The organism is Promicromonospora sp. NPDC052451, from assembly GCF_044547525.1.
Taxonomy (GTDB): domain Bacteria; phylum Actinomycetota; class Actinomycetes; order Actinomycetales; family Cellulomonadaceae; genus Promicromonospora.
The window spans coordinates 18,830-32,791 of record NZ_JBIUAP010000009.1 but is presented as its reverse complement, the minus strand read 5'-3'; the positions used below and the strand labels follow the sequence as shown (position 1 = coordinate 32,791).

The following is a 13,962-nucleotide window of genomic DNA, read 5'->3' as shown; positions in this document are numbered from 1 at the left end:
CCGTTACTCCATCGCGGCCGCGGCGTTCACGGCGTCGACGATGCTCTGCGGGTCACCGTTGCCGGCCAGCATGTCGACGACACCGGCGTTGAGCGCGTTGCCGACGTTCTGGCCGTAGAGGGTGTCGAGCCAGACGGACACGTACGGGGCCTCGTTGTACGCCTCCAGCACCGACTTCAGCGCCGGGTCGGTGACGACGCCCTGGGCGTCCTTGCTGGCGGGCAGCGTCACGAACGCCTCCGCGTAGTTCTCCTGGTACTCCTTCTGCATGAAGAAGTTGAGGAACTCGGCGCACTCCGGCGGGGCCTCCACGAAGCAGGAGTAACCGTCGACGCCGCCCATGAACGCGGCCGGGTCGCCGTCGCCGCTCTCCGTGGCCGGGAACGGGAACCAGCCGAGGTCCGCCAGCGGCTTCTGGTCCGGGGTCAGGGACGCGATCACGCCCGGGTCCCAGGCACCCATGAGCTCCATGGCGGCCTTGTGGTTGGCGATGAGGCCCGCCGAGGAGCCGGCACCCTGCTGGGCCGACGTGGTGAGGTAGCCGTCGTTGAACGGCTCCGTCGCGGCCAGCTCCTGCAGGTCCTCGCCGGCGCGCAGCCAGCACTCGTCGTCGAAGCTGCGCGACGACGCGGCGCTCTCCAGGGTCTCCTGCGAGCACTCGCGCAGCGCGAAGAAGTAGTACCAGTGCGCGGCGGGCCAGGCGTCCTTGGCACCGAGCGCGATCGGGGCGATGTCAGCCGCCTTCAGGTCCGACACCGCGGCGTCGAGCTCCTCCACGGTGGTGGGGGTGGCGGTGATGCCGGCCTCGTCGAAGAGGTCCTGGCTGTAGTAGATGCCGCCGGGCAGGATGGCCGTGGGCATGCCGTAGATCGCGCCGTCGACGGTGAAGGCGCTGAAACCCGCCTCGCCGACGGCGGTCATCGTGGCCTCGTCGATCGAGTCGCTGAGGTCCATGACCTGACCCGCCTCGACGACGTCGGCCAGCTTGCCGCCGCCACGGGCCATGAAGATGTCGGGCGCGTCGCCCGAGTTGAGGGCGGTCTGCAGCTTGCCGTCCATCTCCTCGTTCTGGACGGCCTGGACGTTGATCGTGACGCCCGGGTTGGCCTCCTCGAAGGCCGCGACGGTGTCTTCCCAGTACGCCTTGCCGGCGCCGGTGGTCGAGTTGTGCCAGAAGGTCATCGTGACGTCGCCGTCCGAACCTCCCTCACTGCCGCCGCCGGAACAAGCCGTGGCGAGCAGGGCAACGGTGGCGCCCAAGGCAAGAATGCCTGAGGCCCGCGTCTTCCTCATCATTGTGGAACCCCTTGAAAGTCGTCATCGACGGTCGGCAGGAGCCTGCCGGTTCGACGGACCGCGGAGCCCGTCTCGCATGAGCGTGGCAGTCGGGTCATGGTTTCGTCAAACGGTTTCGATATCGATTTCGAAACGGATTGGCCAGTCGGCTGCCGCCGTGGCCCGGATGTACTGTCTCTTCCGTGCACAGTGGGACGAGTTCACCCGGGTCCACCGCCGGACCGGGTGACGACGCGACGGACGCCTCCGGGACCCCGGAGCCGTCCGTCGTCCAGGCGAGCGCGACCGGCCGCGCCACCATCACCGACGTCGCCCGCGTGGCCGGCGTCTCGGTGGCCACCGTCTCGAAGGTCGTCAACGGGCGCTACGGCGTGGCCGCGGCGACGGCGGAGCGGGTGCTCGGCGTCGTCGCCGACCTCGGGTACGAGTCGTCGCTGGTCGCCCGCAGCCTGCGCCGCCGGCAGACCAACGTGATCGGCGTGCTCGTGGCCGAGTTCGAGCCCTTCAGCACCGAGCTGCTCAAGGGCATCTCGGCGGCCGTCGAGGGCACGGGCTACGAGCTCCTCGCCTACTGCGGTGACGCGGGGCGCTCCGACCACGTGGGCTGGGAGCGCCGCTCCCTCTCCCGCCTGGCGGGCACCCTGATCGACGGGGTCGTCATCGTCACCCCGACGCTCGCGCTGCCGCAGCACGACGGCGTACCCATCGTCGCCATCGACCCGCACACCGGGCCCACCGGGCCCGCCACCGTCGACTCCGACAACCTGGGCGGCGCCCGTACCGCCACCGAGCACCTCATCGGCCTGGGCCACACACGCATCGGCTACCTGGGCGGACGCGCCGACCTGGAGTCCGCGCGCCTGCGCGAGCTGGGCTTCCGGGAGGCGATGGCGGCCGCGGGGCTCACCCCGGACCCGACCCTCGTGCTGGAGGGCGGCTACCGCCCGGACCGGTCCGACCGCCCCACCCACGACCTGCTCGAACGCCCCGACCGACCCACCGCCGTCTTCGCCGCGAACGACCTGTCGGCGATCCACGTGATCCAGGTGGCCCAGGAGCTGGGCCTGCGCGTCCCGGAGGACCTCTCGGTCATCGGATTCGACGACATCCCCGAGGCCGCCGCGTCGACGCCGCCGCTGACCACCGTCGCGCAGTCGCTGCACGAGATGGGCGCCGAGGCCCTGCGGATGGTCATCGCGATGCTGGAGTCGGGCGACACGGCCGGCCGGCACACCCGCCTGACCACCCGCCTGGTCGAGCGCGCGAGCACGGCGCCACCGCCCCCGGCCTAGCCCCGGTCCGGCAGAAGGCCCGGCAGGAGCGGCGCCACCAGGCGGTCTGCGAGACCCGGCTCCGCCGTCGACCCGTCGCCCCAGAACGTGGCCAGGAACGCCTGGTGCAGGGCTGCGCCCACCAGCAGCCGCGCGGCGGCCTCGGCGTCCGCGTCGGGTCGTACCCGGCCGGCATCGCGCTCCGCCTCCAGGTAGGCCTGGACCCGGACCTGCGGGGTCTGCGGCCCCGCACCGTGCGCGGCGATGGCCTCGCGATGGCGGGCGAGGAGCGTGCTGCTGGAGAAGATCGAGGCCGACACGGGGAAGCTCTCGACGTAGAAGTCGAGCAGCCCGGTGACCATGCGCGCGAGGTTGTCCGCCACCGACCCGGAGCCGACGGCCGAGTCCGGCAGCACGAACCCCGGCAGCCGCTCCTGGAGCACCGCCATGAAGAGTCCCTGCTTGTCGTCGAAGTGCCGGTACAGCAGCGCCTCGGAGCAGCCGGCCGCGCGCGCGATCTCCTTGGTGGTCGCGTGCGCGACACCCTGTTCGCGCATGACACGCGCCGCCGCGTCGAGGATCCGCTCCCGTGTGCTCATGCCCGCCATTCTCGCCCCGTTCCCTTGACCCACCATCATGCCTGGTGACAGGGTGTGAGTAAACATTCACTCACACCCTGAGCGGATTCGCTCCGGGACCGGAGGAGGCACCATGAGGATCGCTGTCGTCGGAGCGAGCGGCCGTACCGGCCGCGAGCTCGTCCGGGCCGCCACCGCGGCCGGCCACGAGGTCGTGGCCGTGGTGCGAGACCCGTCGCGGCTGGCCGACCCCCCGGACGAGGTGCGCGTGGCCGACGCGTCCGACGTCGCCGCGCTCACCGCCGCGTTCCAGGGGGTCGACGCCGTCGCGAGCTGCCTCGGCCCCGTACCCGGCGAGTCGCCGCACGTGCTGCGCGACGGCATCACCGCCGTGCTCGCGGCGATGGACGCCGCGGGCGTGCGCCGGCTGGTCGCGATCAGCGCGAGCGGCTGGCTGGTCGACGGCGACGACCCGCTGTCCCGCTACGTCGCCAAGCCCATCCTCAAGCGGGCGCTGGCCGAGGCGAACGCCGACCTGGAAGCCATGGAGACGGTGATCAGGGCCGGCCACGCCGACTGGACGATCATGCGTCCGCCGCGCCTCCAGGACCGGCGCGGGACCGGCCGGTACAAGTCCCGGCGGGACGGCAACGTGCGCTGGGCCTGGACCATCGCCCGGCCCGACCTCGCGCTGGCGATGGTCGACGCGCTGGGCGACCGCACCGCCGTCGGGCAGGCGATCTCCGTCGCCGCGTGACCGGGTGCCCGGCCCGCCGAAATTGGCTCGCCGCCCGACGGCGGGCCGGGCACCCTGGTCCCATGACCACACCCGCCGACCACGCGCCGGAGCAGACGCCGTGGCACGTCACCGCGGTGCCGCCCGTGCCCTCGGCCGAGCATCCGGACGCCTGGCCGTACCACGGCATGACGGCCGTCGAGCAGGCGCTCGAGATCGCCAACGTCGGCCACGACGACCTGGCCCGCACCGCCCAGCAGACCGTGAGCGGCATGCTGCACCAGGAGTACGCGGACAAGCGGCGGGTCGTCGCCGTCCGCGACCTGCCCGGCGGTGCGACGCCGACCGCCGACGACGTGATCGGGTTCGGCTTCCTGTCGATGCCGCGCGAGCACAACACCCACACCGCCGACATCTACGTGGGTGTGCACCCCGACCACCGGCGCCAGGGCATCGGCACCGCCCTGACCGAGCGCCTGGAGCAGGTCGCGGCCGAGGCAGGCCGGACCACGTTCTTCGGCTGGTCGCTCTCCCCGCGCGAGGCGGCAGAGGGCGAGGAGGCGGTGCTGCCCGCCACCGGCGCCGGGCGGCTGCCCGCCGACGCCGCGGGCATCCGGTTCGCGATCGGCCGCGGCTACACGGTCGAGCAGGTGGAACGCATGTCGCGCCTCGACCTGCCGGTGGACCCGGCCGCGCTGGCGACGTTCGAGGCGGACGCGCGTGCCGCCGCCGGCGCCGACTACCGGACGCACACGTGGGAGGGCATCCCCGAGGAGTGGCACGCGGGCTACGCGCAGCTCATGACCCGGATGTCGACGGACGTGCCGCAGGGCGCGCTCGACTTCGGCGAGGAGACCTGGGACGCCGAGCGGGTGCGGGTCTACCTCCAGGACCGGGCCGACAGCGGGCAGCGGCTCCTGACCACGCTGGTGGAGCACGTCCCGACCGGCGAGGTCGCGGGTGGCACGTCGTTCCTGCTGCAGGACGGCAAGCCGGCGTTCGTGTTCCAGGAGGAGACGATCGTGCTGGGCACGCATCGCGGGCACCGGCTCGGCATGCTGGTCAAGGCCGTGAACCTGCGGGAGCTCACGGCGCGCTACCCGCAGACGGAGCGGATCCACACGTTCAACGCGGAGGAGAACGCCCACATGCTCGCCATCAACGTGGCCCTGGGCTTCCGCCCCTCGGGCGCCGAGGCCGCCCTCCAGAAGCTCCTCCGCTGAGTGCGGGCTCCTTGCCCTTCCTCGCCCGAAAAAGCCGTGCTCCGCGACCCGGCCAGGAGCACCCTGGGACCATGACCACACCCTCGTCAGTACCCACCCCGTCGACGGCGACGTGGCGGCTCGTCACCCCGCCGCACCCCGCCTCGCTCGACGACGCCGAGGCGTGGGCCTACCGCGGCATCGCCGACCTGCACGCCACCGCGGCTGCCGAGGACCTCGGCAGCTCGGACATCGCCCCGACGGCCATCGGGATCCTCGTGGGGATGAACAACCAGACCTACCTGCGCAAGCTGCGGCAGATCGCCGTGGTGGACACGCCCGCCGGACCGCAGGTCGTGGGCAGCGCCTTCCTGTTCCTCCACGTGCACTCGAACCCGGAGCTGGCGATCGGCGTGGTCGTGGTGCACCCGGAGCACCGGCGGCAGGGCATCGGGTCGGCGCTGACCCAGTGGGTGCAGGACACCGCCCGCGCCGAGGGGCGTACGACGCTCCTGGCGCCCGTCGACTTCGGCCCCGCGCCGGACTCGGCCGCCGGGATGCTCACGCCGGCCTCGGGCAGCGGTACCGTGGCGGCGGACCTGCCGGGCGTACGGCTCGCGCAGCGGCTGGGCCTGACGCTGGAGCTCGTGGAGCGCCGGTCCCGCATGGACCTGCCCGCGGCGCCGGAGGTGGTGTCGCGCTTCGAGGCCGAGTCCCGCGCGGTCGCGGGCGACGCGTACCGCGTCCACACCTGGACGGCGCCGACGCCGGAGCAGTGGATCGAGCAGTACGCCGCCCTGGAGCAGGCGCTGTCGGACGACGAGCCGCGCGGCGGCCTGGAGGTCGAGTCCGACGTGTGGGACGCGGACCGCATCCGCGGGGAGGAGGCGGCGATCGCCGCCAAGGGCGACCGGTACGTGGTGACGGCCGCCGAGCACGTGGCGACCGGCCGGCTCGTCGCGATGACCATGCTCCAGTGGAACGACCTCAAGCCCGAGCACACCGACCAGCAGGCCACGGTGGTGCTCAAGGAGCACCGCGGGCACCGGCTCGGCATGCTCGTCAAGGCCGTGAACCTGCGCGAGCACGCGCGGCTGCGCCCCGGTTCCCGGCGGATCTACACCTGGAACAACGAGGAGAACCCGCACATGCTGGCGATCAACGTCGCGCTGGGGTTCGTCCCGGCGGGCGGCTGCGCCAACTTCCAAGGCCCGCTCACACCAGCTCCGGAGTGAGGTCCGGCCCGTCGCCGAACGCGGCGTCGCCGTCGAACGGGTGCACCGGTCCACCCAGGTTGGTGCGGGGCAGCCGGAGCAGGTCCTGGTCCACGCCGCCGGGGGTGAGCATGAGCATCCAGTCCTCGGCCATGTCGCGCAGCTCGGTCTCCAGGTTGCCGATCTTGACCACCACCACGTCGGTGCCCCGCGGGTCCAGGCCGAGCGCGGTGAAGTCCGACTCCAGGTGGAACGGCCGGCGGCGCTCGGTCAGGATCACCCGGAGCCCGCCGGCCGCGACGACGCACACGATCCCCGCGAGCGGGTCGTCGGTCCGTACGTGCTCGACCACGCCCCGCAGCGTCACCGGGCCGTGCGGTCCGGCGTCGACGCGCGCACCGGCCTCCACCTCGACCACGGCACCCACCCCGGCGTCGGCGACCAGCCGTGCGGCTGCGGCGTCGGGCAGGGAGGCGTAGACGGCCGAGCGCCCGCCCTCCTCGGGCGGGCGGGCGAAGGCGGGCTCCGCCAGGAGACGGGCGAGCGTCCACGTGACGTCGCCCGCGCCGCCCGCCATGGGGTTGTCGCCGGAGTCGGAGAGCAGGAACGGCCGCGCATCGCTCGCGAGCACGGCCGCGAGGCACTCCTCGTAGGTGCCGGAGGGAGCCACAAGGTCGAACTCGTTCCGCGCGTCCCAGTACCGGCGGGCCAGCCGCCCGGCCTCCTGCACCAGGACGTCCGGCTCGTCCCCGGTGACGACCACGGCGGCCCGGCAGCGCGGCTCGTCCGCCCACGCGTACCCGACCCACAGGGACGCGTCGAGCACGCCGTCCAGCTCCGCGACCCGTGCCACGTCCTCGTAGATGCTCTTCGCCGGCTCGTGCCGGGTGCTGGTCCGCTCCCCCGGCAGCAGCACCGGCACCTGCACCCACGCCTTGTGCGGCCGTCCGCCGCCGTCGATCCGCCGCAGCAGGTCGGTGGCGACGCGCTCCCGGGCCTCGTCGTCGTCCTCGTGCGCCGCCGTGCGGTGGCAGGACACGAGGTCCACGGCCCGGGCCAGGTCGCGGGACACGTTGCCGTGCACGTCCATCGTGGCGGCCACCAGGCAGTCCGGCCCGACGGCGGCGCGCACCGCCCGCGCGAGGTCCGCCTCGGCGTCGGTGTACCCGAGCACCGACATGGCACCGTGCACGTCGAGCAGCACCCCGTCGAACGGACCCTGCGCCTCCAGGGCCAGGCCGATCTCGGTACGGACCGTCTCGTAGACGTCGGTCAGGACCGGGCCGCCCGGGAACGCGGCGGCGCGCAGGACGCCCACCCACTCGGCCGCCCGGCGCAGCGGGGCGCCGTCCCGCAGGAACGGGTACCGCCGGACCAGGTCGTTGCCGCGCAGCAGCGTGAACGCCGCCCACCCCGACCGGTGCGGGGAGTACGTGCTGGACTCGATGGCCATGCCGCAGACCGCGATCCGCGGTCGGCCGGGGGTACGGGTCACGCGCGCAGTGTAGACAGGAGAACCCGGGACAAAGTACCCCTCCGCCACATGTCAGAGCCTCAGGTCACCCGGGTGACCTGAGGCTCTGGTACGGGGAGGTGGCTCCGGCTCAGTCGTTCGCGTCGTCCGGGGTGTCGTCGCCCGGGGTGTCGTCCTGGTCGCCGGCGTAGTTGGCGTCGTCCGGCGAGTCTGCCGACTGCGCCGAGCCCGCGGTGTCGACGGCCGACTCGTTGGGCGAGTCCGCCGACTCCGGCGAGGGGTCGTAGTTCGCGTCGCCGGGCGAGTCCGCCGACTGCGCCGAGCCGGGCGTGTCCCGGGCCGACTCGTTGGGCGAGTCCGCCGACTCCGGCGACGGGTCCGTGGCCGCGTCGGCGCCACCGTCCGACGCGGTGGAACCCGTGAGGGAGACGGCTGCGGCGGCCTCGGTCCGCGGGGCCGGGTCGTTCAGGGCCGCGGCGGTGCTCGCACCCGCGACGCCGATCACGGCTGCCGCCCCGACGACGGCCCAGCGCTTCTTCATGGTCGACGGCTTCATCTCGGTGACCTCCGTTCTCGCGGCACCCGTCCCGGGTGCCTCCTGACGACGAGTCTGCTCCCCGGGGATGAGGTGACGAGGAGACCCCGATGAGACGGCTCTCATGTTTCCCCCGACCATCTTCCCTCAGCCCCGGAACCGGTAGCCCGCGCCGCGCACGGTCTCGATCCGGTCGGCACCCAGCTTCTTGCGCAGGTACCGCACGTACACGTCCACCACGTTGGAGCCGGGGTCGAAGTCGTACCCCCACACGCGGGACAGGAGCTGCTCGCGCGACATGACCTGACCGGGGTGCTGGAGAAAGACCTCGGCGAGCGCGAACTCCCGCGCCGACAGCTCCACCTCGCGCCCGGCCGCGGTCGCGGTCCGGGTCCGCAGGTCCAGGCTGACGCCGCCGTGCTCCAGCCGGTCGGACGCCGCCCCCTCGGCGGTGGCCCGGCGCAGCCGCAACCGGATCCGCGCGAGGAGCTCGTCGAACCCGAACGGCTTGGACATGTAGTCGTCCGCCCCGCCCTCCAGGCCCGCTACCCTGTCGGACAGCGAGTCCCGTGCGGTGAGGATCACCACGGGCAGCGTGGAGCCGACGTCGCGCAGCCGCTGCAGCACCGTGAACCCGTCCAGCAGGGGCAGCCCGATGTCCAGCACCATGAGGTCGTAGCCGCCCGACATGGCGTGCGCGAGCGCCGACGCGCCGTCCGACACCACGGTGGGCTGGAAGCCGTGCGCCTTGAGCCCCTTGCGGACGAACTGCGCGATGCGCTCCTCGTCCTCCGCGATCAGGATCTGGTTCACGCCGCCTCCGTCGTGGTCTCACCCTGAGGTACCGGGGACGGGCCGGCAGGCCACGTCATGACGAACCGCGCGCCGCCGCCGTCGGACCGCTCGACGACGACGTCCCCGCCGTGGCCCTGCGCGATGGCCCGCACGATCGCCAGGCCGAGCCCCGACCCGGGTACGCCACCCGTGGTGGTGCCCCGGGCGAACCGGTCGAAGATCCGCTCCGCGTCCTCGGGCGGGACGCCCGGGCCCGTGTCCCGCACCCAGAGCCGCACCACGCGGCCGGACGGACGGTCGACCACCTGGGTGCCGATGCCGACCTCGTCGTCGGGACCGGTGAACTTCACGGCGTTGTCCGCGAGCTGGAGCACGGCCTGGGTGAGGCGGTGCGCGTCGGCGACCACCTCGGCGTCGGCCCGCGCGTCCACGACCCAGCGTCGCGGCCCGAGGGCGCGCGCCTTGTCGTGCACGTCGTCGGTGAACCGGCCCAGGTCCACCGGGGCGGGGGTCACGAAGTCGGACCGTTCGGCCTTGGCGAGCAGCACGAGCTCCTCCACGATCTGCCCCATCCGGGAGGTCTCGTCGAGCAGGAGGTCCCGGGTCTCGCGCACGTCCGCGGGGTCGTCCGGGTCGAGCACCTCCAGGTGGCCGCGCAGCACGGTCAGCGGCGTGCGGAGCTCGTGCCCGGCGTCGTCCAGGAAGCGGCGCTGGGTCTCGATCGCGGTCGACAGCCGGTCGAGCATCGTGTTGAACGCCCCGGCGAGCTCGCCGAGGTCGTCGTCGGTGGCGACGGGGACGCGCTGCGACAGGTCGGTCTCGGTGACCCGGGTGGCGGTGGCGCTGAGCTGGCGCAGCGGCCGCAGCAGGCGGCTGACGACCACCCATGCGAACAGCCCCAGGGCCACCAGCGCGACCGAGCACACGATCGCGTACGTGCGCATCACCGCGTTCTCGGCCTCCAGCGACCGGTCCAGGGCGGCCGCCATGACGTACGCGCCCACCTCCTGCCGGTCCGGCACGGTCACGGGCACGACGACGAACCACACCCGGCCGACCTCGGTGTCGATCTCCTGCTGGACGGTCCGCTCCGACTGCGGCGTGAGCCCGTCCACCACGTCCTGCACGACGGCGCTCTCGACCACCACGCGGGACGACGTCGGCGGGTTGGACTGCTGGTGCCTGCCGTCCAGGTAGCTGACGAACATCTCGTTGGTGCCCGGGACGTTCCGCTCCATGGCGACGCTCATCAGCCGCCCGGCACCGTGGAAGTCCTCCCCCGTCTCGGGGTCCACGCCGTCGACGGCGAGCCGCTGCAGCTCGCTGACCTCCTGGTCGAAGTCCTCGGAGATGTCGTCCATGATCTGCTGGGACTGGATGGCGTGCGTGAGCAGCCCCGCCCCCAGCAGGCCGATGGCGGTCACCGCCACCACCACGCCCACCACCTTGGCCCGGACCGACGGACGGCTCAGGCTCATGCCGTGCCCACGCCCGCGGCGAGCCGCGACCCGTCGAGCCACGCGGCCACGGCGTCCAGCCGGCGCGAGGTCGCGTCCTGCCAGCCGCGCTCCTGGACGCGGTGCGGGCCCGTGGCCAGCGACAGCAGCACCCCGGCGACGCGGGCCGACAGGTCGCCACGGTCGGCGCCCCGGCCGCGCGGCGCGGCCGCGAACGCGGCGGCGTAGTCCGCCGCGAGCCGGCGCATCCGGGCCGCGGAGGCGGTCCGGGCCGGGTCCGTGCCGCGCACCAGCGACAGCACGTCCAGGTGCGCCACCAGGCAGGCCAGGTCGTCGGCACGGTGCCCGGGGCCCGCGGAGTCGACGTCGAGCAGCCCGGTGATGCGGCCGTCGGTGAGCATGATCTGCGCCTCGTAGAGGTCACCGTGCGTGGGGTCGGTGCCGGTGCCGCGCTCCGCGAGCCGCTCCCCGACGGCACCCGCCAGGTCCGCGGCCCGGCCGGCCTCGGCCGGCAGCGCGGCCCCGATCACGCCCGCGTAGTGCTCGGCCGACTCGCTCCACGCGGGGCGGCGCGGCAGGTCACGCACCTCGCCGGGCAGCCGGTCGAGGAGGTCCAGCACCTCGTCGGGCGACGGGATCCGCGCCCCGTCCCGGACGGCGGCCCGCATCTCGGTGCCACGCAGCGGGGACAGCATCAGCAGGCCGTCGTCGGACCAGCCGAGCGGCCGTGGCACCGGGAGCCCGGCCCGGGACAGCAGCTCGTGCCGTCGGTGCAGGTCGGCGACCTTGCGCGGGCGCAGCACCTTGAGGAACACCCGGGCGGCCGCCGCGCGGGCCTCGATCACCGCACGCCGGGTGGGGCGGTAGGCCCGCACCGTGAGCTCGGGGTGCGCCCGGGCCTGGTGCCCCACGCCGAGCCCCGCCAGCAGCTCCTCCACACCCGCCGGGTCGAACGCCCCGGGCAGCGCGGGCAGCGCCGGGTCGTCCGGGAACCGCCACACCGCGACGGTCGCGTCGCCGTCCGACAGCGTGACCACGCCCGGCTTACTGCTGTCGCGGGCCCGGCCGACGCTCGCGCCGAGCGTCTCGGAGCGGGCCACGCCGTCCCAGCGGACCGTCGCCCGGTACGCCACCGTCGTGGTCGAGCCGGGACGGTGGTCCACCTGACGCACCCGCCAGTCCACGAGCTCGCCGCCGGCCGTCGCCACGGCGGCGTCGAGGAGCCCCGCGGCGGAGTCGCCGGTGAGCAGGTCGAGGTGGGTGTTCACCTCGCCATCCTCGCAGCCGGGCGGCCCGGGAGCCCGCTCATCCGGATGAGAATCCTCTAACCCACGCTCTCCTGCTCGGCCTCCAGCGCCTCGAGCACGTCACGGTGCCGGACACCCCACTCGCCCAGCGGCCGCAGGGCGGTGATCAGCTCGGCGCCCGCCGGCGTCGCGGTGTAGCTGATCTGCACGGGCATGGTCGGCACCACCTCGCGGGTGATGAACCCCTGCCGCTCCAGCTCGCGCAGCCGCCGCGTCAGCAGCCGGTCGGAGATCCCGGGCACGGCCCGCCGGTACTCGACGAACCGCCGGGCACCCGCCACCGCCGCGAACAGGATGGCGCCGGACCAGCGCCGCCCGGCCAGCTCGACGGTGCGCTGGAAGAGCCGGCAGTCGTCCCCGTCCTCCGGGCTCGCCACGGGGGTGCGGGGTGCGCTCCTGGTCGCCTCGGCAGTCACTTACCCATGGTCAGTCACTAACCTGCCCCTTGGCAAGGTGTCTCCGGTGGCGCACGATGCACCGGGCGCCCGGACGGGCGGCCGCTCCTTGCCGGGCCGGGCCCGGCCATCTCTCCGGAGGACACGTGTTCGTCGCTTCTGTCATCGTCTCGGCGCTCCTGATCCTGGTCACCGCGTTCAGCGGGTACGGCAAGCTCACGGGCAACCCGCAGGTCGTCGAGCCGCTCACCACCACGCTCGGCGTGCCACGGCGGCTGATCCCGGTGCTCGGGTCGCTCCTCGTGGCGGGCGCCCTCGGCACCCTCGCCGGGATCTGGTGGGCGCCGATCGGCATCGCCGCCACGGGCTGCTTCGTCGTGTACTTCCTCGGTGCCGTCATCACCCACGCCCGGGCGAAGGACTGGCCGGGCATGGGACCGACCGGGGGCCTGCTGGTGCTCTCGGCCGCGGCGTTCGTGCTGCGGCTGCTCTCGCTCTGAGCCGCCGGGCCGCCGAGCCGTCCGGGCACCCTCTCGGGCCCGGCGGCTACGGTCGGTCCATGGCCTACGACCCGCACCCGGACCTGCCCGCCACCGACGCCCTGCTCGCAGACCTGCGGACCCTGGTGGAGCAGGAGTCGCCGTCGTCGGACCCCGACGCCCTGGCCCGCTCGGCCGACCTCGTGGCCCGGCTCGGCACGGGCCTGCTGGGCGTGGCACCCGAACGGCTCGGGATCCACCTGCGGTGGCGGCTCGGCGGCCCCACACGGGTGCTGGTGCTGGCACACCACGACACGGTGTGGCCGGTCGGCTCGCTGCGCACGCACCCGTTCGAGATCGTCGACGGGGTGCTGCGGGGCCCTGGCAGCTTCGACATGAAGACCGGCCTGGCCATGGCGCTGCACGTGCTGGCCTCGCTCGACGACCGCACCGGGGTCACTCTGCTGGTGACCGGCGACGAGGAGCTCGGCTCCCCGTCGTCGCAGGCCCTCATCGAGGACGAGGCCCGGGGCGCGGCGGCCGCGCTGGTCCTGGAGGCGTCGGCCGACGGCGGCGCGCTCAAGCTGGAGCGCAAGGGCACGTCGATCTACCGGGTGGTGATCAAGGGACGGGCGGCGCACGCCGGCCTGGAGCCGGAGAAGGGCGTGAACGCGTCGGTCGAGCTGGCGCACCAGGTGCTCGCCGTCGCCGCGCTGGGCGATCCCGCCGTCGGCACCACCGTGACCCCGACCGACGCGACGTCGGGCACCACGCGCAACACCGTCCCGGCGGACGCGTCGTTCGCCGTGGACGTCCGGGCGCGGACCGCGGCCGAGCAGGTGCGGGTCGACGCCGCCCTGCGGGCGCTGGCGCCGGTGCTGCCCGGGGCGGTCGTGGAGATCGAGGGAGGGATCAACCGGCCGCCGCTGGAGCGGGCGCTGTCCGCCGACCTGTTCGCCCGGGCGCAGCGGCTCTCGGCGGACGCCGGTCTGCCGCCGCTCACCGGCGTCGCCGTGGGCGGGGCCTCCGACGGGAACTTCACCGCGGGCGTCGGCACGCCCACGCTGGACGGCCTGGGCGCCGTGGGCGGCGGCGCGCACGCCGACGACGAGCACGTGCTGGTCGGGCGCGTCCCCGATCGCACCGCGCTGCTCCGCGCCCTGGTCGTGGACCTGGTGGCGGACAGTCCCGCCCGGTGACCGTCGCCAGGTGCGACGGGCACC

14 protein-coding genes are annotated in these 13,962 nt (G+C 74.0%); 6 read left to right on the top strand and 8 right to left on the bottom strand.

The annotated features are described in order from the left end of the window. Positions 1–3: 3 nt before the first annotated feature. On the bottom strand, positions 4–1,296 hold the full coding sequence (locus tag ACIG47_RS16660) for an extracellular solute-binding protein (RefSeq protein WP_397413096.1): 1,293 nt from the start codon (positions 1,294–1,296) through the stop codon (positions 4–6). A gap of 182 nt (positions 1,297–1,478) precedes the next feature. On the opposite strand from ACIG47_RS16660, the gene ACIG47_RS16655 reads away from it, so the two are divergent. After that, positions 1,479–2,588 (top strand): LacI family DNA-binding transcriptional regulator, encoded by a 1,110-nt coding sequence (locus ACIG47_RS16655; RefSeq protein WP_397432102.1) that lies wholly within the window; start codon positions 1,479–1,481, stop codon positions 2,586–2,588. Here the strand turns inward: ACIG47_RS16655 and ACIG47_RS16650 are convergent. Continuing rightward, positions 2,585–3,166 (bottom strand): TetR/AcrR family transcriptional regulator, encoded by a 582-nt coding sequence (locus tag ACIG47_RS16650; protein WP_397432101.1) that lies wholly within the window; start codon positions 3,164–3,166, stop codon positions 2,585–2,587. The two genes, ACIG47_RS16655 and ACIG47_RS16650, sit on opposite strands and share 4 nt — an antisense overlap. Positions 3,167–3,278: 112 nt before the next feature. On the opposite strand from ACIG47_RS16650, the gene ACIG47_RS16645 reads away from it, so the two are divergent. The 3 genes from ACIG47_RS16645 (at position 3,279) to ACIG47_RS16635 (ending at position 6,318) form a co-directional block, all read left to right on the top strand. Then, positions 3,279–3,902, top strand: a complete 624-nt coding sequence (locus ACIG47_RS16645; protein ID WP_397432100.1) for an NAD(P)-dependent oxidoreductase — start codon at positions 3,279–3,281, stop codon at positions 3,900–3,902. 62 nt (positions 3,903–3,964) lie between these two features. Beyond that, positions 3,965–5,104 (top strand): GNAT family N-acetyltransferase, encoded by a 1,140-nt coding sequence (locus tag ACIG47_RS16640; RefSeq protein ID WP_397432099.1) that lies wholly within the window; start codon positions 3,965–3,967, stop codon positions 5,102–5,104. Positions 5,105–5,175: 71 nt separating this feature from the next. Beyond that, complete coding sequence (locus tag ACIG47_RS16635) at positions 5,176–6,318, top strand: GNAT family N-acetyltransferase (protein ID WP_397432098.1); 1,143 nt, start codon at positions 5,176–5,178, stop codon at positions 6,316–6,318. On the opposite strand, the gene ACIG47_RS16630 is transcribed toward ACIG47_RS16635, so the two are convergent. The 6 genes from ACIG47_RS16630 to ACIG47_RS16605 form a co-directional block, all read right to left on the bottom strand. Beyond that, on the bottom strand, positions 6,299–7,792 hold the full coding sequence (locus ACIG47_RS16630; RefSeq protein WP_397432096.1) for a M81 family metallopeptidase: 1,494 nt from the start codon (positions 7,790–7,792) through the stop codon (positions 6,299–6,301). The two genes, ACIG47_RS16635 and ACIG47_RS16630, sit on opposite strands and share 20 nt — an antisense overlap. A gap of 109 nt (positions 7,793–7,901) precedes the next feature. Continuing rightward, positions 7,902–8,327, bottom strand: a complete 426-nt coding sequence (locus ACIG47_RS16625) for a hypothetical protein (RefSeq protein ID WP_397432094.1) — start codon at positions 8,325–8,327, stop codon at positions 7,902–7,904. A gap of 126 nt (positions 8,328–8,453) precedes the next feature. Next, complete coding sequence (locus ACIG47_RS16620; RefSeq protein WP_397413084.1) at positions 8,454–9,119, bottom strand: response regulator transcription factor; 666 nt, start codon at positions 9,117–9,119, stop codon at positions 8,454–8,456. Beyond that, a complete protein-coding gene (locus tag ACIG47_RS16615) occupies positions 9,116–10,579 on the bottom strand; it encodes a sensor histidine kinase (protein WP_397432092.1) in 1,464 nt (487 codons plus the stop codon). The genes ACIG47_RS16620 and ACIG47_RS16615 overlap by 4 nt, the downstream gene beginning before the upstream one ends. Further along, positions 10,576–11,826 carry a phosphotransferase gene (locus tag ACIG47_RS16610; RefSeq protein WP_397432091.1) on the bottom strand — a complete coding sequence of 417 codons (1,251 nt, stop codon included), beginning with the start codon at positions 11,824–11,826 and terminating at the stop codon, positions 10,576–10,578. The genes ACIG47_RS16615 and ACIG47_RS16610 overlap by 4 nt, the downstream gene beginning before the upstream one ends. A 56-nt stretch (positions 11,827–11,882) precedes the next feature. After that, a complete protein-coding gene (locus ACIG47_RS16605) occupies positions 11,883–12,281 on the bottom strand; it encodes a winged helix-turn-helix transcriptional regulator (protein ID WP_397432089.1) in 399 nt (132 codons plus the stop codon). Positions 12,282–12,406: 125 nt separating this feature from the next. Between ACIG47_RS16605 and ACIG47_RS16600 the strand changes: the two genes are divergently transcribed. Both ACIG47_RS16600 and ACIG47_RS16595 read left to right on the top strand, forming a co-directional pair. Further along, the gene (locus ACIG47_RS16600; RefSeq protein WP_397413079.1) at positions 12,407–12,760 is read left to right on the top strand and encodes a DoxX family protein; all 354 of its coding nucleotides are present in this window, start codon (positions 12,407–12,409) and stop codon (positions 12,758–12,760) included. A 59-nt stretch (positions 12,761–12,819) separates the two neighbouring features. Beyond that, on the top strand, positions 12,820–13,938 hold the full coding sequence (locus ACIG47_RS16595; RefSeq protein ID WP_397432088.1) for a M20 family metallopeptidase: 1,119 nt from the start codon (positions 12,820–12,822) through the stop codon (positions 13,936–13,938). Positions 13,939–13,962 lie beyond the last annotated feature (24 nt).